Raw genomic sequence first — 18,328 nt, 5'->3', positions numbered from 1 at the left:
GGGGGTTTCCTGACGACAAAAAAAACAATAAAAATTCCGGAAGAAAACAAAATGCAGTCTAAAGAGAATATATTAACCTGTACTGAAGAAGTAAGAGTACGATTCAATGAGACAGATCCGTTGGGAATTGTCTGGCATGGACATTATATTGTTTATTTTGAAGATGGTAGAGAAGCTTTTGGGCGTCAGCATGGTCTTACGTATCTTGATATTCAAAATGCCGGCTATGTAACGCCTATTGTAAAAAGTACGTGCGAACATTTTCTTCCTTTAAAATATGGAGAAACCTTTAACATTGTTACCACTTTTGTGAACTCGGTTTCCGCAAAACTGATCTACAGATATGAACTCTTCAATCAGGAAGGGAAACTTGTATGCAGCGGTGAAACCATTCAGGTATTCCTTGACAGTAATGGCGGGCTGTGCCTTTACAATCCGGAATTTTTTCAAAAATGGAAAGATAAAATGGAACTATCATGAAGAAAGAAATCTTTATCACGGACTATAATTGTGTAACTCCGCTGGGTTTCAATGTTGAAGCCAACTGGAAGGCTCTTTCAGAAGGCCAATCGGGAGTTGCTTTACATAAGATCATAGGCAATCAGGATGCTTTGTATGCCTCTATGATTGATTCTGAAAAACTGAATGAAGAATTCAACAGAATCTTTACTCAAAACGATAACGAGAGCTTTACAAGACTTGAAAAAATGTTGCTTTTAAGCTTACAGCCTTTGATCAACAAACATACACCTTCAGAAAACACGGCTTTTATCCTTTCAACAACAAAAGGAAATATCAGCCTGTTAAAAAAACAGTCTGAATTACCGGAAGGCGTTTATTTATCAAAACTAGCAGAGAAAATAGCCCATTTTTTTGGATTCAAAACAAAACCGATTGTAGTTTCCAATGCCTGTGTATCGGGAGTAATGGCGATAGCTGTGGCTAAGAATATGATTCAGGCAGGAAGATATAAAGATGCTTTTGTTATTGCCGGAGACGAGCTTTCCGAATTTGTCATCTCAGGATTCAATTCCTTCCAGGCAATAGGATCAGGGCCTTGCCAGCCTTATGATAAAAACAGAGACGGAATCAATATTGGTGAAGCTGCTGCTGCTGCTTACATTACTGCTGAACCTTCTGAAGATGAAAAAATTACTTTTAAAGTTATGGGAGATTCAGCCATTAATGATGCCAACCATATTTCCGGACCTTCCAGAACCGGAGACGGACTATACGCCAGCATCAAAAATGCGATGACTGAAGCTCAGGTTTCTTCTGAACAGATTGATTTTATTTCTGCTCACGGAACCGCTACTCTGTATAATGACGAAATGGAAGCCATCGCATTCAACAGAATGGAACTCGAACATGTTCCTCTCAACAGTATGAAAGGATACTACGGACACTGTCTGGGAGCTTCAGGCCTTCTTGAAAGCATTATTTCTATGGAAAGTGCCCTTCGCAACACCTTGCTTCCTTCTAAAAATTTTGAAGAAGCAGGAGTATCTCAACCCTTGAATATCATTACAGAAAACCAAACGGCTTCTATCAGATATATTCTGAAAACAGCGTCCGGCTTTGGTGGATGTAATGCTGCTATTGTATTGGAAAAATGCTAAGATGAATGCTATGAAAAAAACAAACTACACTACAATAGAACACTCAAGAATAACAGTCGATGGAGATTTTATTTTTGAAAGCCCAAGCGAAACATTTCAGGAATTTGCTAAAGAAGCTTATAAAAGCTTAGAACTCAATTATCCAAAATTTCATAAAATGGATAACCTTAGCAAACTGGCATTCCTTGCTGCTGAAACGATTTTAAAAAATGATGACCACAGCAGAACAGCTATTGTTTTTGCCAATAAATCATCAAGCCTGGATACCGATTTCAAATACCAGGAAAGCATCAATGATCAGGAAAACTTTTATCCAAGTCCCGCGGTCTTTGTTTATACATTACCTAATATTTGTGTAGGAGAAATCAGTATTAAACATAAAATGCAGACAGAAAATGCGTTCTTCGTTTTGGATGAATTTGATGAAGAATTTCTAAACAATTATTCTGAGCAGATTCTCCAGTCCGGAAAAGCAGACCAAGTGTTGTGTGGCTGGGTTGAATTATATCAGGAAAATTACAAAGCTTTTGTATATTTGCTAACCTTATAAAAATGTAACGATCTAACAATGTAAAAATGTAACAATTTTCGATATTGCTAAACTGTGGCATCAATACATTGGTAAATTAATTAAATTATGGAAAACTTAAAAACAGAATTGAAGCACAAAATTATTGAAGTACTAAACCTTGAAGACGTTTCTGTAGAAGAAATCAAAGATACTGACCCATTATTTGGTGGAGGATTAGGACTGGATTCTATTGACGCTTTAGAGCTTATCGTTCTTCTTGACAAAGATTACGGAATAAAATTAGCTGATCCTAAAAAAGGAAAGGAAATCTTCCAGTCTATCGACACGATGGCTAAATTCATCGAAGACAACAGAACGAAATAAATAAATTTAACAATCTAGCAGTTTGCACATACAACAATGATTGGCAAACTGTTAGATTGCTACATTGTTACATTATCCGAATACAATGAGTCAAAAAATTGCCATAACAGGAATGGGCATCATTTCCTCCATCGGAAACAACGTGGAAGAAAATTTTATCTCGCTCCAGTCCGGAAAACACGGAATTTCAGATATTCAGATGTTTGAAACCCGTCATGCCGGAGCGATTAAAACAGGTGAGATAAAATTATCTAATGAAGAGCTTGTACAAAAACTTCAACTTAACGAAGACAACAATATCACAAGAACCTCTTTATTAGGAATGGCAGCCGCAAAAGAAGCCGTAGAGAGTGCCGGAATTTCTGATATCAACAGTTGCAGAACCGGTCTGATCTCTTCTACCAGTGTAGGCGGGATGGATGTCACTGAAAAATATTTCTACTCTTACGAAGACTTTCCTGAAAAGCAAAAATATATTGACGCTCACGATGCCGGAAATTCCTCATTGGCTATTGCCGATTATTTAGGATTAAAAGGTATGGTTTCTACTATCAGTACCGCCTGCTCTTCTGCAGCTAATGCGATTATGATGGGTGCCAAATTGATTAAAAACGGAGTTTTGGACCGTGTTATTGTTGGAGGAACAGATTCTCTTTCAAAATTTACGCTCAATGGGTTCAATACTCTGATGATTTTGACAGATTCTTACAACACGCCTTTCGACAATGACAGAAAAGGACTCAACCTTGGTGAAGCAGCCGCTTTCCTGGTACTTGAATCTGAAGAGATCGTAAAAAAAGAAAATAAAAAAGTCTTAGCGTATCTTTCCGGGTATGGAAATGCGAATGATGCTCACCACCAAACGGCCTCTTCCGAGAACGGACAGGGAGCGTTTTTAGCGATGCAGCAGGCATTAAAAATCTCCGGATTGGCTAAAGAGGATATAGATTATATCAACGTTCATGGGACGGCAACTCCTAATAATGATTTATCAGAAGGTATTGCCATGATCAGGATCTTTGGAGAAAATCAGGTTCCTGAATTCAGCTCTACAAAAGCATTCACCGGACATACTCTTGCCGCAGCAGCCGGAATTGAAGCTGTATTTTCAATTTTAGCGATGCAAAACAGTCTTATTTTCCCCAATTTGAATTTCAAAACGAAAATGGCAGAATTTGATTTAACACCGGTTACCCAGCTGAAAGATAAGAACATCAATCATGTACTTTCCAATTCATTTGGTTTCGGTGGGAACTGTTCAACCTTAATTTTCTCAAAGTCATGAGTGCGGTATACATCAACAGTGCAGCCTGTATCTCGGCACAGGACACTTTAAATGACAATATTCTTCAGAATCTTACCCCTGAAAACTCTTTATCAATCATAAAGGCTATAGAACCCAATTATAAAGAATTCATTCCTCCTGCAATGATCAGAAGAATGTCTAAAACGGTAAAAATGAGTTCGGTAGCTTCAGCTTATGCTTTAAAAGAAGCAGGTATTGAAAAACCGGACGCCATTATTGTAGGAACCGGAATGGGGTGTTCTCAGGATTCTGAAAAATTTCTGAAAAATGTGATTGATAATCATGAGGAGTTTTTAACGCCTACTTATTTTATTCAGTCTACCCACAATACCGTAGCTGGACAGATTGCATTAGGACTACAGTGCCATGCGTATAATTTCACTTATGTAAACACATCCTCTTCTCTTGAATTCTCGTTTCTGGATGCTCAGCTTCAGATCAATGACGGAGAAGCAGACAATGTTCTTGTAGGTTCTACAGATGAGCAAACCGACAGAACAATGGAACTTTACAGGTTAAATAATACCATCAAAAAAGAAGGGAACCTTCCTGTTAATTATCTGAACTCTGAAACAGCAGGGGTCGTTTGGGGAGAAGGAGCAAGTTTCTTTGTGGTAGGAAAAGACAAAACAGAAAATACCTACGCCCAACTTACTGATATCAAAATAACCAACAGGTTGGAAGTAGATGAAACAACAGGTTTTATACAGGATTTTTTAGCCAAAAATAATCTTACAGCCAATGATATTGATGCCGTTATCTTAGGATTCAGCGGAGATTCAGAATCGGATGTTTATTATACTCACGCGATGGAATTGCTACCTAGCTCTTCTCATTTGTATTTCAAGCATTTAAGTGGAGAATTTAACACTGCAAGCGGTTTTTCTACTTTTATGGCGTGTCATATTCTTAAAGATCAGCAAATTCCTGAAATTATGATGATTAACGCTAAAAATAAAAGTGAAGTCAAAAATGTACTTCTTTACAATCATCTGGCTGGAAATGACCACAGTTTAGTATTATTGGAAAAAGCTTAATTGAAGAGGAGTAATAAAAACAGTGCTACTGTCATTCTGACGAAGGAAGAATCTCTGCTTTTATTATAGATTCTTCATTTCGCTCCGCTACACTCAGAATGAAAAAATGGGTATAAATCCAGGAAGTTTAACAATAAAAAATAGTCAGCAATGAAACACTATCCCTTCATCCTGTTTTATCTTTTCTGTAACGTTTTTATTTATGCGTTTCAGGGGAGTTTCTGGGTGTATCTCTTTTGTTTCTTTGCTTTTTCTGCAGTTGTAGTTTGGGGCGCTTTTGCTATTGAATTGGGATATTTTGTCAACAGTATCACTCATAAACGAACGAAAACTAAAGAAATCGCTCTTACCTTTGATGACGGACCTACTGAATTCACTCCTTTATTTTTAGATCAGCTTAAAGAACATCAGATAAAAGCCACCTTTTTCTGTATCGGAAAACAAATTGAAAAGTATCCTGAAATATTCCAAAGGATCATTGCAGAAGGTCATATTATTGGTAACCACACTTTCTCTCATTCCAATTCAACCGGTTTTTTATCGGCTTCAAAAATGACTGAAGAAATTGAGAAATGTGATACTATAATCCAGAAAACAGGCAATATAAAAACAGATCTGTACCGTCCGCCTTTTGGAGTCACCAATCCCAATATTGCCAGAGCCATAAAGAATACTCATAAGCAGAGTATAGGCTGGAATGTACGCTCTTTAGACACCATTATAGATGATGAAAAAAGGATCTATAAAAGAATTACCACAGGTCTGAAAAAAGGAAGTATCGTTCTTCTTCACGACACCTCTCAAAAGACCTATAATGTACTGGCAGATTTATTAGTATTTTTGAAAGATCAAAAGTACTCAACGTTTACCGTTGATTCAATTACAAATTCTAAGAAAAAATGATTAAAAATATTGCTTTCGGAGCTCTTTTATTAGTTTCAGGCTTTCTTTTTGCCCAAAATACAGCAATGTCAGGAGCAGAAGCCAAAGCTTTTGTCACTAAAGTTTCTTCAGAAACCAAAGAAATCAAAACCTTACAAAGTGATTTCACCCAGACCAAAAAAATGGATTTTCTGGATAAAAGCATCGTGACGTACGGCAAAATGTCTTTGCAGACACCCAATATGCTAAGTTGGAAATACACCAAACCTTATCAATACAGTATTGTTTTTAAAAGCAATAAAATATTCATCAACGATCAGGGTAAAAAGTCATCAGTAGACGCTAAAAGCAAAACGTTTGAAAAGATCAATAAACTGATTGTAGGGAGCTCTAACGGCACCATGTTCAATGATCCTGAGTTTACGGTAACCTATTTCAAAACCGGAAATTTTAACGTGGCAAAATTTGTCCCGAAGACCTCTCAGCTGTTGAAATACATCCAACAGATCGAGTTGTATTTTCCTAAAAACCAATCCACCGTTTCGCAGGTGAATATGACGGAAGCTTCCGGAGATACAACCAATATTGTTTTCAAAAACACCAAGATCAATGCGTCAATTCCTGCGTCAGAATTTACTTTATAGCCTTCTACTGGTATTGGCAGTTTCCTGTAAAAGTTACCAGCTTACAGGGGTAAAACCTGTCTCAACGACTGAAAAAACAGTTGAAAACCTTTACTTTTCGTCCAATGAAGATTATGTTTATAAGTGTCAGATGGATATTTATAACAATCATGTAAGTGGTATTCTGATTATTAAAAAAATCAGTGATACAACTCATCGGGTTGCATTAACCTCTGATTTTGGGAATAAACTGATTGATTTTGAAGTTTCAGACCATGATTTTAAACTGAACTATGTACTTCCCGATCTGGATAAAAAAATTGTCATCAATTTTCTTAAAAATGACTTCCAGCAGCTTTTAAAAAGACAATACCCTGTAAGTGAAAGTTTTGAGAATGAAAACGCAAAAGTTTATCTTTCAAAAATTGATAAAAAAGGATATTATTTATTCTTCAGCAAAGAAGATCATTTACTGAAACAGATTGTTTATACGAAAAATAATAAGGAAAAAATCGATTTTACTTTTGATGCAAAAAAGCATATCTTCGCGGATAGCTTAAACCTACAGCACAGGGATTTTAAGATCAATATAAAACTATTTCAAATAACCGAAACGGAATAAATTCCACATGAAGAAAATATATTTCTTGCTTTGCGCACTCATCTCTGGTTTGTCTTTTGCACAGGTAACATTCAATCCGGGAATCAGAGTAGGTGCTAATATTTCACATCTTTCTGATGGTCCTGCTCAGGATTATTGGTATTATAATGACAGCCAGGGATATCATTATATAAACAATGTATATGATATCAAATCAAAGGTTGATTTTTATGTAGGTTTTCAGGCGAATATTCGTTTTGCAAAATTCTATGCCCTTCAACCAGAGGTCTATTATACCCGTCAGGGCGGCAAGCTTGAAAGCAAAACTCCGGGAGTTGATCCTAAAACAGTAAGTCTTTCTTATGTAGGGGCAGCTGTGGTTAATAAATTTTATATTGATAAATTTAACCTTCATTTCGGCCCCACTTTGGAGCTGTTGACAGACCATAAAGAAATAGATCACCCTACAGATGCAGATCTTGGGTTATTATTCGGAGCTGGATATGACATTACAAAGAATATTGGTGTAGAAGCCAGAGTCAAAAAAGGATTTGTACATATTTTCAATGACCATACGAATGTAACATTCCAGGCAGGGGTTTATTATACATTTAATCTAAAAAAATAAAAGCATGCAAAGCATTCTTACAGATTTTTACACTTTAACATCGCATGAAAAAGCTGAAAACGGAAAGTTTACGGCTTATATTCATTTAAATAAAGACCATGATATCTTCAAGGGTCACTTTCCTGGAAATCCTGTTACTCCAGGGGTTTGTATGATGCAGATCATTAAAGAGCTTACGGAAGAATTCCTAGGTACAAAACTGTTTCTGAAAGCGGCTTCCAATGTAAAATTCATGGCGATCATCAATCCTTTTGAAACACCTGATCTGGTACTTCAACTTGATATTGATGAGAATGGTGAAGATGTTAAAGTAAAAAATACAACATCTTTTGGCGAGACTATTGCATTAAAATTGTCTGTAAGCTATAAAAAAATACCATCATGAAACTTATCTTATCATTCGTAGCAGCATTTATTTTTTTATTTCAATCTGATATTGAAACGCTGAGAAACAGCTATGCTAAGGCCAATGAGTCTAATGCCAATACAGAAAACTTTATTGAAACAGCAGAAAAACAAGCAGGTTCTGATGCGGTTACTTTAGGATATAAAGCAGCGGCAAAAATCATGGAAGCCAAAATTGCCAAAAGCAATAGAAAATCTCTTGTGAAAACCGGAGCAACAAGTCTTGAAGGGATTATTAAAAGTAATCCTAATAATGCTGAACTTCGTCTGATCAGATTAAGTGTTCAGGAAAATATTCCGAGAATTGTAGGCTACCGTGGCAGTCTCAAAGATGACAAAGCATTCCTTCTGAACAATTACAGCAAACAGAATGCAGCATTAAAAAGTTATATTAAAAGGTTTGCCATGCAATCCAAAACTATTACAGAGGCTGAAAGAGCCACTTTAAAATAAAACAATGTCTCTTGCTGAAGTACAAAATGCAATTTCTGAAAAGAAAATCTGTGTTTTAATTCCTACTTATAATAATGAGAAAACTCTGAAAAGAGTGATTGACGGTGTTCTCGATTACACCGGAAGTATTATTGTGGTGAATGATGGCTCAACTGATTCTACCCCTCAGATTCTTGCTCAATATCCGCAAATAACAGTCATTGCCATACCGGAGAACCGAGGAAAGGGAAATGGCCTTAAAACGGGATTCAGAAAGGCAAAAGAGCTGGAATATGATTATGCCATTACTATAGATTCTGACGGGCAACACTATCCGGACGATATTCCTGTATTTGTGGAAGCTCTGATGCAGGAAACAGAAGATGTACTTCTGATCGGTAACAGAAATATGTCTCAGGACGGAATTCCGAAAAAAAGCAGTTTTGGAAACAGGTTTTCCAATTTCTGGTTCTGGTTCGAAACAGGAATCAGGTTAGAAGATACCCAATCCGGATACAGACTGTACCCTTTACATAAAATACCAAAGAAGTATTTCACACCCAAATTTGAATTTGAGATAGAAATCATTGTAAGAACTGCCTGGAGACATGTTCCTGTAAAGAATGTTCCTATAAAGGTTTTATATGATCCAACAGAGCGGGTTTCCCATTTCAGACCTTTTAAAGATTTTACAAGGATCAGTATTCTGAATACTATTTTAGTAACAATCACATTATTGTACATTATTCCGAGAAACTTCGTGAATAACTTCAAAAAAAAAAGCTTTAAAAGATTCATAAAGGAAGATGTACTGGAAAGTGACGGGAGCAATCGTACCAAAGCATTTTCTATTGCTTTAGGAGTCTTTATCGGGCTTTCTCCTTTTTGGGGATTTCAGACGCTTCTTGTAATCAGTCTTTCTGTTCTTTTCAAGCTGAATAAAGTACTTTCATTTGTGGCGTCCAATGTGAGCCTTCCCCCTTTTATTCCTTTTATTATTGCAGCTTCTTTATTTTTAGGAGCTCCCTTTGTACATGGGGACAGTAATATTCTCAGCCAGGATTTGAATTTTGAACTGATCAAAAACAATCTTCTGCAATATATTATAGGAAGTTTTATTTTAAGCACAACCTTATCGGCATTATCCGGTATTACAACCTTTCTTTTTCTGAATAAGGTAAGTCCTGAGAATAATTAAGATCTTATAAAAAATAAATTAAACCAGATTATCTAAACTGATGATTATTTATAGACAACATCAGCAAAAGATAAAGGTCCCATTAAAATGGTTACAAATATGGCAAGAATTACCAGAGCAAGCTGCGTAATATGATAAATCTTTCCATGATCTTCTTCTTTTATTTCAAAGGTAAATTTTATGGTATCCGGCCTCCTTATAATGAGCCAGATAAAAATAAGAACGATAAGATTAAGCAATATCGGTAAAAAGAGAAAAATTTTGCTGCCATAGCTGTCTTTATTGTTTCCGTAACTGTGGATAGGGATAATATCAGGTACATTACTGTATACCGTACACAGATATATAGAATAACAGATAATAATAACAAAAGGAATACTGAAAAGCAGCTTTATATGTTTAGGAATCATTTCAATTTATTTATGGTTTTTTTCAGGTATTTTTCTACGTTTTTTTTGTCGGGAACTGTAGTGATTTCTTTGGTAAGGACTTTTTCAAATTCAGTTTTTGCTTTGGAATATTCTTTTTTATCAAAGTAATATTTTCCTGTCATATAATAGGTTTTCCAAAAATCCGGATTTAAAGACCTGTAATGAGCAAGAAAATCATCGGTAAGGATCTCATTTTTATCAATGGCATCCTCTAGTGTTATGTTCAGATTTCGGTATTCCTGATAATTTTTAAATTCCTGAGAGTCTGCAAAAGGATCTCTGGCAACATTCAGTCCCGATTTTGAAAAGTCATTAGGTTGCAAACCATCATCAGAAAAGATCTTATTGAGATCATAACATACAAATTCGCCTAATTGATAAGGGTTTGAAGAAACCCAAACTAACTTTTTCTGAGGAGAAAAAATAACAGCATGATGAGCCAGAAGCTGGTTCAGTGCTTTTTCGTTGCCATAACCAATCTTTTCGTCTTTTAATCCTGACCTGTTTCTTAAAATGGATGCCATTTTTTCAGGATTCAGTTTTGGCTCTTGCTGCAAAAGTTCCTGAAGTTTTTCATACCGATATTCGGAATGGCTTTCTTCTCTATGTTTTTGATTTCGTTTGTCATCTTTATAGGCTTCAGACTGGAAATGATTGGTACAAAGTACACGGCTTGTATTTTCCACCTTATACACACCGAGGTTTTTAGGTGAAACTTCAATAATTACCGCAATTTTATCTGCTGCACTTCCTACAAGAATAGACTCCGAAACAAAAACTTTTCTTTTTTTAGCAATGGCAATAGCTTCTTCTATAGTTCCTGCATATTGTAAAATTTCTCTTGTTACAAGGGAAATAGGAGTTTTGGCTGTTAAAGGAATTTTTGATTTTCCGGCATTAATGGTGACCGTGATTCCTTTTTTATTCATTCCTGACACTACACCAATCATTCCTGGCCAACTTACAGACATATACGGAATTCCGTCTTCCGGTTTTACAAATTCAACCAGTTTATTCTGTGCAAAATCGTCACCAACATAAAAATCGAAATTTCGTCCGATCAGAAGATCACCATCTTCTGTGTTTTCGTTCCAGACGGCCAGTGAAGAGCATCCTACCATTGCCAGATCCTGCATGGCGTGCCCAATATCATGAGCTCCATGCAGATAAAGATTTCTTAAATATTTAGGAGCAATAAAGTCGTACTGATCAGATGAATATTGTGCTAAACCATATAATTCTGCCTGATAGTCTTCCCTCACATTCAGATACATTTTTCTGTTGTACCATTTTAAAAAGCCTCTTAACAGCTTTTGCTTGAATTTTGAAGGAACAAATCCTTCTACTTTTGAAAAGAAGATTCCTTCCTGTTTCTGCATCAGGCTTTGTGTAAGCGCTCCGTTATTGTATCCCAGCTGCAGGGGATTCCCTTTGATATAAAGTTCCCAAAGCTGCTGTTTATTCTTGGTAAGAAAATTCTGTCTGTATCGAAAGGTTGAGTCATTAACCTTGGTGACTGTTGGTACCTCAAGGGGATATTTTTTTACTTCAGGAATATGATGAACAGACTTCGAAACTCCACACGAGATGAATGTCAGAGACAAAAGAGAGTAAAGAAAAAGTCTTTTATAAGGCAGATAATTGGTTTTAGTTTTTTTCACTGGGATGCTGTTAAATCATTTCTCGCAAGCGGTTGTCAATCGTGTCTTTTCCTATAATTTCTGCACAGGTATTGAAGGCCCCGATAGTGACCCCTAAAATTCCGTGCATATTCACAGACTGCCCGGTAAGGAAAAGATTATCAATTTTAGTGCGCGGAGAAACCATTGTTTTGAGGGGATTTTCTGAACTTTTCATGTATCCGTACATATTTCCTTCAAAATTACCGATATAATCCCGATAAGACAGTGGAGAGGATGTATAAATATTCTTGATAGCATGTCTGAGATTAGATATTCTTTTCTCTAGAGCCTCAATCATTTTTTCGGTTTTCTCAAATTTAAATTTTTCATATGCTTCTCCTCTTTCATGATCATCAGAAACCGTATTGAATGTATCTGCCCATTCTTTAACCTCATCAAAATCCATATAAGAAATAGCGGTAAGGCTTTCTGCATATCCAGGATGATGCTTTGATGCAGTGGAAGAAAGCATATAAGTTTCCGGCCACGACTTTTTATTGTATTGGAAAGCATTCCAAACCAATTCTTCAGATGAATAATGATAAATATTATAGTTGAAATTGGGTAAACTCTGAGGTTTTAAAACCAAATAAATACTGAAACACGAAGAAACCGGCTTCCAACTCATCACTCGATTCAGAAAAGATTTTTTCAGTCTTTCCTCTCCAATTAATTTGATCGTGGAACGGATCTCAATATTTGAAATAAACTGTTGGGCAGAAAATATTTTTCCAGTCTTTGTTTTTACGGAGGTCAGTGTATTACTCTCATTAAAAATAAATTCTGAAACTTCGGAATGTTTGTGTACTTCTGCTCCATATTTTCTAAGTTTTCGGATCAGCAGTTTGGAAATCTGACTTCCTCCTTTTACACATTTGTAAGCACTTTGAATATAAGAGTTCACCGTTAAAGCATGAACGTAGAAAGGTATATTTTCCGAATCTCCGGCATATAAAAAATTGGATCCTAATAAAACGGATTGCAGTTTTTTATTGTGAGTAACAGATTCTATGAATCGCTTGGTATTGAGGTGAAGAATTTCTTCGTTGTAATGATCATTTCCTACCACATTATATCGTGGAAACTGGCTGCAAACGTATTGAATTTCTTCGCAATAGTTCTCAAGATTTTCTTTTTCTTCAGGGAAATATTTCGTGAGCTGCTCTATAAAGTTCTGATATCCCTGTGCATGAGGATATTCTACCTCATCTCCTTCAAAGCTTATCCTGTCGTAGCCGTCTTCGTCCATTTTCTGAAGTTCCAGATCATCCATAATCTCCAGATAAGAGAAAAAACGGTTCAGGTTCTGTCCTTTTGAAAGGCCTCCCAAATAATGAACTCCGGTATCAAAAATAAGTTTATCACGGGAAAAGGTCTGAAGGTTACCGCCATACTGGTTATTTTTTTCCAACACGCACACCTTCATGCCTTCTTTCGCCAAAACGAGAGCCGAAACAAGACCTCCCAATCCGCTGCCGATTACAAGTATGTCATAGTCATTCTTCAAAAGAGGATGTGTTTTTAGTTAAGAGATTCTGAAATTAAGAGATTTGATAATTATTCTGACTCCACCGCAACAGAAATGTTATTCGGGCAATGCTATTGGGTTCTCTTCACTTCTGTGGAATCTTAATGGTTTTTTAGTTTTTTCGTTAGTTTTTCGAGGTAAAAATAGAAAAATTAATCAATATCATCCCAAAAATCAAAATAATTAAACCATTGAAGCGGATATTTTTTGACCATGGTTTCCAGATTCTGAACATAAGAGTGCAGCAATCCCTGCGAATCTCTGTTCTTTATGTTCTGTGCTACTCTCGCATATAAGTGGTAATGCAGATTATCTTCTTTCATCACATATACATACACTACGGGAACACCTAATCTTGATGCGATCAGAAAAGGTCCTGCAGGAAATTTTGCACTTTTCCCTAACAACTCAGCTTCGAGGTATTTAGATCCTTCAAAATAACGATCTCCGGTAAAGCAGATCAGCTCATTATTGGATAAAGCCTGATTGATCTCGAAAATATGGGACATATCGTCTTTCACATAAATGAATTTGATATTGCTTTTTTTAACGGATACGCTTTCCAGGTATTCTTTAATCACGGTTACTTCCTGATCAGTGGTAACCAGGTTGATCTGGCAATCGAAATCGATATCGGCAAAAAAATGTTCTGCCACTTCAAAATTTCCGATGTGAGCACTGATGAGAACCCCGCCTTTTTTGGCTGCCAAAAGGTTTCTCAGATTTTCAATACCATCAAATTCGTAGGTATATTTATCTCTCAATCCGGCAGAAATAGCGGTTTTATCAATAAGGACTTTTCCGAAGGTAAAATAGCTTTTAAAGATAGAAGCTTTTGCTTTCCAGTAGCTATAGTTGAGTCTTTTTCGGAAATAATAAAGGATATACTGGTTACTCTTTTTCTGAAACAGCGAGTAATAGGCGGCTACAAAGTAAAGCACGCCATATGAACTTCTGATCCCGATATTTCTAATACACCAGACGAATATTCTGTATCCTAATACCGTCCCTTTAGATTTACCTTTCCATTTGTTCATAAATACAATTTATCAATATAAGAGTATACCAATGTAACAATCTTTTTTGGTATCCTCAGAACCTGTTATGATTATTACATTGGTACATTTTATAGAATTAAGATTTACTCAATAACTAAGCGTTTTTTTCAGTAATCTTATTTTCAATCGTTGTGTAGAAATCGTCGAATGTCACCATCTTCTTGAAGTCAGCTTCACCTAATTTCACTCCGAAATTGGATTCAATCACCACCACCATGTCGATATAGTCCAGACTGTCTAAACCTAATGTTTTTTTAAGGTTAGCCTCATTGCTGATTTCGTCTCCGTCTACTTCGAATTCGTTTACCAGAAAATCGTTAACGATGGCCACAATTTTTTGCCTTTCCATGTTTTTAATCAAATTTTTTAACTATTAATGCAGAATTGGTTCCCCCAAACCCAAAAGAATTCGACAAAAATACATCAATTTTTTGATTTTTTGTTTTTGGGATTAAATTTATCTTTTGTGCCTCATTATCAGGATTTTCTAAATTGATATTGGGTGCTACAAAATCGTTCTGCATCATCAGAATAGAGTAGATAACTTCACTTGCGCCAGCCATCCAGCACTCATGTCCTGTCATAGATTTGGTAGAACTTACCGGAACTTCACTTCCGAAGATCTCATAAATAGCTTTGGCTTCATTGGCATCTCCAATTGGGGTAGACGTTGCGTGAGCATTGATATAATCGATGTCCGAAGCTTTTAGTCCTGATTGTTTCAAGGCTCTGTTCATCGCCAATGCCGGTCCATCCACATTCGGTGTCGAAATATGTCCACCATTTGAAGAGAAACCATAACCGATAATTTCCGCAATGATAGGCACTCCCCTTCTTTGGGCAGATTCTAAGCTTTCAACGATCAGGGTAGCTGCTCCACCACTGGGAATCAGTCCGTCTCTATCGGCATCAAAAGGTCTTGAAGCCTTTGTGGGTTCATCTTCTCTAGCAGAGAATACTCCTAACCCGTCAAAGCTTGCCATGGAATATTTATTGGTTTCCTGAGCACCACCACAGATAATCATATCCTGAAAACCATTCCTGATCATCATATAAGCTAGCCCTAAGGAATGTGAACCACTTGCGCAGGCAGCACTAATCGTAAGATTGATCCCTTTCAGTTTAAAAATGGTAGAAAGGTTCATCGTTACTGTTGAATTCATTGACTTGAAGATCGCTCCTGATCCCATCAATGTTGTATCTTTCTTTTCTCTTGCTATATCAATAGATTCTACTACCGCTTTGGAAACACTGTCATTTCCATATAAGATTCCTATTTCATGAGAATCTAAAAATTCTTCATCCAGATTAGCCTGTTTTAAGGCATCGATGGTTGCCAGATAAGCATATTCGCTTTCTTCACCCATACTGATGCGTTGGCGTCTGTTTAAAAGATTTTTAAGATCCGGTTTTGGAACGACTCCTGTGAGACCTGATCTGAAACCAAATTCTTTTCTTTCCTCGTCTAAAACAATACCGGATTTTCCTTGATATAGGGATTCCCTGACCTCTTCTAAAGACGTCCCGATGCAGGAATAAATTCCCATTCCGGTAATTACAACCCTATTTTCCATATTATGAATAAATTCCTCCGTTAATATTGATCACTTCCCCTGTAATGTAGGACGATTTTCTAGAGGCTAAAAATGCTACCAGATCTGCCACTTCTTCTGCTTCTCCGAATCTGTTGGCAGGAATCATTGCCTTCAGTTCTTCTTCATTGAAATCCTGCGTCATGTCTGTTTTAATGAAACCTGGAGCCACTGCATTTACAGTAACATTTCTTTTGGCGACTTCCTGTGCAAGAGCTTTTGTTGCCCCTACCAAAGCTCCTTTTGCAGCAGAATAATTGGTCTGTCCTGCTGTTCCTTTTACTCCGGAAACGGAAACCATATTGATGATTCTTCCATATTTGTTGCGAAGCAGCTTTTGGATAAAGAAGTTGGTTACATTGAAGAACCCGTCAAGACTCGTATTAATTACGTTGTTCCAGTCTTCTTTCTGCATCCACATAAAAAGACCGTCTCTTGTGATTCCGGCGTTATTAACAATCACTTCTACTATTGCGTCAGGGTTATTTTCCTGCCATACTGTTAAAACATCTTGTGTTTCTTCTGTATTTCCTACATCAAATTTAAGGATTTCTCCTGTAGCGCCCAGTTCTTCTACTTTAGCCAACGTTTCTTTTGCTGCCGTTTCATTTGAAGCGTAGTTGATGAGGATATGATAGTTTTTCTCTTCAGCCAGTTTTATACAGATTGCCCTCCCGATTCCTCTGGAGCCACCTGTTACAATTGCACATTTCATGCGTTAGTGTTTATATCGTTTTTAGTTTTTTTAAGTTTGCGTTTGCCTCTTTATTATATAGACAATTTATTACGGTCAATAATTACAACGCTTTTAAAAATTTCTTCACTTCCTCCAAATAGGGATACATTACCATATCATCTGAGAAGGCAGGAATAATTTTTCTGATCTCATCATAAAGCTCTTTGGTAGATGATGAAACCTTATCCTGAAAACCAAGATATTCAATAGCCTGAATAATTGTAATGGCCTCAATAGATAATACTTCAAAAGCATTTTCTATTACTTTTCTGCAAATTACTGCAGCGTTCGTTCCCATACTAACGATATCCTGATTATCATTATTGTTTGGAATACTGTGAACGTACATTGGATTTGACAGCATCTGGCTTTCTGCCGTAGTAGAAGTTGCCGTAAACTGTACTCCCTGCATCCCGAAATTGAAACCTAATTTACCTAAATTCACAAATGGCGGCAGGATCTCGTTGATTTTAGCGTTCAGAAGATAGTTCAGCTGTCTTTCCGCAAGCATCGTTAGTTTAGTTACCACAATCTTAAGTTTGTCCATTTCTAAAGAGATGTAGTCTCCGTGGAAATTTCCTCCGTGGTAAACATGTTGGTCTTCCACATTGATAATAGGATTATCATTGGCTGAATTGATCTCATTTTCAAGAACTTTTTCTGTGTATTCCAATGTATCCAGGACCGGCCCCAAAATCTGTGGAACACATCTTAAAGAATAATATTCCTGTACTTTTTCTTTGAAAACTTTTTCCTGTTCTTCAAAATGGGTATAAAGATGGTCTGCTCTTTTTCTGATCAGCTTACTGTCTGCCAGATGAGCACGCATTCTTTCTGCTACTTTCTGCTGACCGTAATGTTTTTTAGTTCCGTTTAAAGCTTCTGATAAGTGATCATCATAAGCCTGAACGATTTCATTGATCGCACAAGAAAGTCTGATGGAAATATCTGTCAGCTGATTCGCTTTATAAGCATTTACAATCCCAATTCCTGACATCACCGAAGTTCCATTCATTAAAGCAAGCCCTTCCCGGATTTCTACTTTTATCGGTTCAAGTCCTTCGGTTTCAAAAACCTCTTTTGTAGATTTTCTTTCTCCTTTATAGAAAACCTCTCCTTCACCAATCAGGACTAAAGCAAGGTGTGCTAACTGAACAAGGTCTCCGCTTGCTCCCACTCCCCCATGTTCAAAGATTAGGGGGGTAATATCTCTGTTGATAAGTTCCCTTAAAAGGTAGATAACAGATTCATGAACTCCTGAATTTCCTAATGACAGGGTATTCAGCCTTGCCAGCATACAGGCTTTTACTTCCTGTGGAGGCAATGGATTTCCAATTCCTGAAGAATGGCTTCTGATCAGATTATACTGAAGCTGATGGGTATCTTCATCACTGATCTTGAATTGGGCCATAGGTCCAAAACCGGTGTTCACCCCATATATTACTTTATTTTTTGAAAATTCCTTTAAAAACTGAAAACTTATATTCACTCTTGACAAAAGTGATTCGTCCAGTTCTATTTTTTCATTCTCAATGATAATTTTCTGAAAGTCTTTCAGCTCTAAAAAGTTATTTATTTTCATCAATTAAAAGTAATAGTTGATAATTTTATAAAATATTAATTATTTGTCACTAATTTTGCGGCAAAGATAAAAGTTATTATTAAAATAAAAAAT

21 protein-coding genes are annotated in these 18,328 nt (G+C 36.5%); 13 read left to right on the top strand and 8 right to left on the bottom strand.

All coding sequences use genetic code 11. From position 1 onward, the window contains the following. The first annotated feature begins 51 nt into the window (after positions 1–51). The 13 genes from ACQ76T_RS22955 (at position 52) to ACQ76T_RS22895 (ending at position 9,626) form a co-directional block, all read left to right on the top strand. Positions 52–480, top strand: a complete 429-nt coding sequence (locus ACQ76T_RS22955) for an acyl-CoA thioesterase (RefSeq protein WP_431345550.1) — start codon at positions 52–54, stop codon at positions 478–480. Beyond that, complete coding sequence (locus tag ACQ76T_RS22950; RefSeq protein WP_431345519.1) at positions 477–1,619, top strand: beta-ketoacyl synthase N-terminal-like domain-containing protein; 1,143 nt, start codon at positions 477–479, stop codon at positions 1,617–1,619. Before ACQ76T_RS22955 ends, ACQ76T_RS22950 begins: the two co-directional genes overlap by 4 nt. A gap of 10 nt (positions 1,620–1,629) precedes the next feature. Further along, positions 1,630–2,169, top strand: a complete 540-nt coding sequence (locus tag ACQ76T_RS22945) for a 3-oxoacyl-ACP synthase (RefSeq protein ID WP_431345518.1) — start codon at positions 1,630–1,632, stop codon at positions 2,167–2,169. A gap of 87 nt (positions 2,170–2,256) precedes the next feature. Further along, entirely contained in the window at positions 2,257–2,514 is a 258-nt protein-coding gene (locus tag ACQ76T_RS22940) for a phosphopantetheine-binding protein (RefSeq protein WP_034692439.1), read from the top strand. A gap of 85 nt (positions 2,515–2,599) precedes the next feature. Further along, positions 2,600–3,799, top strand: coding sequence for a beta-ketoacyl-[acyl-carrier-protein] synthase family protein (locus ACQ76T_RS22935; protein ID WP_431345517.1), 1,200 nt, complete (start codon positions 2,600–2,602; stop codon positions 3,797–3,799). Continuing rightward, positions 3,796–4,857 (top strand): beta-ketoacyl synthase N-terminal-like domain-containing protein, encoded by a 1,062-nt coding sequence (locus tag ACQ76T_RS22930; protein WP_431345516.1) that lies wholly within the window; start codon positions 3,796–3,798, stop codon positions 4,855–4,857. Before ACQ76T_RS22935 ends, ACQ76T_RS22930 begins: the two co-directional genes overlap by 4 nt. Positions 4,858–5,007: 150 nt before the next feature. Next, positions 5,008–5,760: a polysaccharide deacetylase family protein gene (locus tag ACQ76T_RS22925; RefSeq protein WP_431345515.1), complete on the top strand. Its 753-nt coding sequence runs from the start codon at positions 5,008–5,010 to the stop codon at positions 5,758–5,760. Continuing rightward, on the top strand, positions 5,757–6,383 hold the full coding sequence (locus ACQ76T_RS22920; RefSeq protein ID WP_431345514.1) for a LolA family protein: 627 nt from the start codon (positions 5,757–5,759) through the stop codon (positions 6,381–6,383). Before ACQ76T_RS22925 ends, ACQ76T_RS22920 begins: the two co-directional genes overlap by 4 nt. Next, positions 6,349–6,984: a hypothetical protein gene (locus ACQ76T_RS22915; protein WP_431345513.1), complete on the top strand. Its 636-nt coding sequence runs from the start codon at positions 6,349–6,351 to the stop codon at positions 6,982–6,984. The genes ACQ76T_RS22920 and ACQ76T_RS22915 overlap by 35 nt, the downstream gene beginning before the upstream one ends. A gap of 7 nt (positions 6,985–6,991) precedes the next feature. After that, positions 6,992–7,591, top strand: a complete 600-nt coding sequence (locus ACQ76T_RS22910; RefSeq protein WP_431345512.1) for a porin family protein — start codon at positions 6,992–6,994, stop codon at positions 7,589–7,591. Between the two features lie 4 nt (positions 7,592–7,595). Continuing rightward, positions 7,596–7,976, top strand: coding sequence for a 3-hydroxyacyl-ACP dehydratase (locus ACQ76T_RS22905; RefSeq protein ID WP_431345511.1), 381 nt, complete (start codon positions 7,596–7,598; stop codon positions 7,974–7,976). Further along, a complete protein-coding gene (locus tag ACQ76T_RS22900) occupies positions 7,973–8,449 on the top strand; it encodes a hypothetical protein (RefSeq protein WP_431345510.1) in 477 nt (158 codons plus the stop codon). The genes ACQ76T_RS22905 and ACQ76T_RS22900 overlap by 4 nt, the downstream gene beginning before the upstream one ends. A 4-nt stretch (positions 8,450–8,453) precedes the next feature. After that, positions 8,454–9,626, top strand: a complete 1,173-nt coding sequence (locus ACQ76T_RS22895) for a DUF2062 domain-containing protein (protein WP_431345509.1) — start codon at positions 8,454–8,456, stop codon at positions 9,624–9,626. A gap of 44 nt (positions 9,627–9,670) precedes the next feature. Here ACQ76T_RS22895 and ACQ76T_RS22890 read toward each other — a convergent pair whose 3' ends face one another. From ACQ76T_RS22890 to ACQ76T_RS22855, 8 genes are all read right to left on the bottom strand, one after another. Next, positions 9,671–10,036, bottom strand: coding sequence for a hypothetical protein (locus tag ACQ76T_RS22890; RefSeq protein WP_431345508.1), 366 nt, complete (start codon positions 10,034–10,036; stop codon positions 9,671–9,673). Further along, on the bottom strand, positions 10,033–11,718 hold the full coding sequence (locus ACQ76T_RS22885; protein WP_431345507.1) for a C45 family autoproteolytic acyltransferase/hydolase: 1,686 nt from the start codon (positions 11,716–11,718) through the stop codon (positions 10,033–10,035). The genes ACQ76T_RS22890 and ACQ76T_RS22885 overlap by 4 nt, the downstream gene beginning before the upstream one ends. A gap of 10 nt (positions 11,719–11,728) precedes the next feature. After that, the gene (locus ACQ76T_RS22880; protein WP_431345506.1) at positions 11,729–13,246 is read right to left on the bottom strand and encodes a phytoene desaturase family protein; all 1,518 of its coding nucleotides are present in this window, start codon (positions 13,244–13,246) and stop codon (positions 11,729–11,731) included. 173 nt (positions 13,247–13,419) lie between these two features. After that, positions 13,420–14,304 (bottom strand): lipid A biosynthesis acyltransferase, encoded by an 885-nt coding sequence (locus ACQ76T_RS22875; protein WP_431345505.1) that lies wholly within the window; start codon positions 14,302–14,304, stop codon positions 13,420–13,422. Positions 14,305–14,419: 115 nt separating this feature from the next. Further along, on the bottom strand, positions 14,420–14,674 hold the full coding sequence (locus ACQ76T_RS22870) for an acyl carrier protein (RefSeq protein WP_431345504.1): 255 nt from the start codon (positions 14,672–14,674) through the stop codon (positions 14,420–14,422). A gap of 4 nt (positions 14,675–14,678) precedes the next feature. After that, entirely contained in the window at positions 14,679–15,899 is a 1,221-nt protein-coding gene (locus ACQ76T_RS22865) for a beta-ketoacyl-[acyl-carrier-protein] synthase family protein (protein WP_431345503.1), read from the bottom strand. Position 15,900: 1 nt separating this feature from the next. Beyond that, on the bottom strand, positions 15,901–16,632 hold the full coding sequence (fabG, locus tag ACQ76T_RS22860; RefSeq protein WP_431345502.1) for a 3-oxoacyl-ACP reductase FabG: 732 nt from the start codon (positions 16,630–16,632) through the stop codon (positions 15,901–15,903). A gap of 82 nt (positions 16,633–16,714) precedes the next feature. After that, positions 16,715–18,235, bottom strand: coding sequence for an HAL/PAL/TAL family ammonia-lyase (locus ACQ76T_RS22855; RefSeq protein WP_431345501.1), 1,521 nt, complete (start codon positions 18,233–18,235; stop codon positions 16,715–16,717). Positions 18,236–18,328: the final 93 nt, after the last annotated feature.

It is taken from the genome of Chryseobacterium sp. JK1, assembly GCF_050632815.1.
Lineage (GTDB): Bacteria > Bacteroidota > Bacteroidia > Flavobacteriales > Weeksellaceae > Chryseobacterium.
This window is presented reverse-complemented; position numbering and strand designations above follow the sequence as displayed.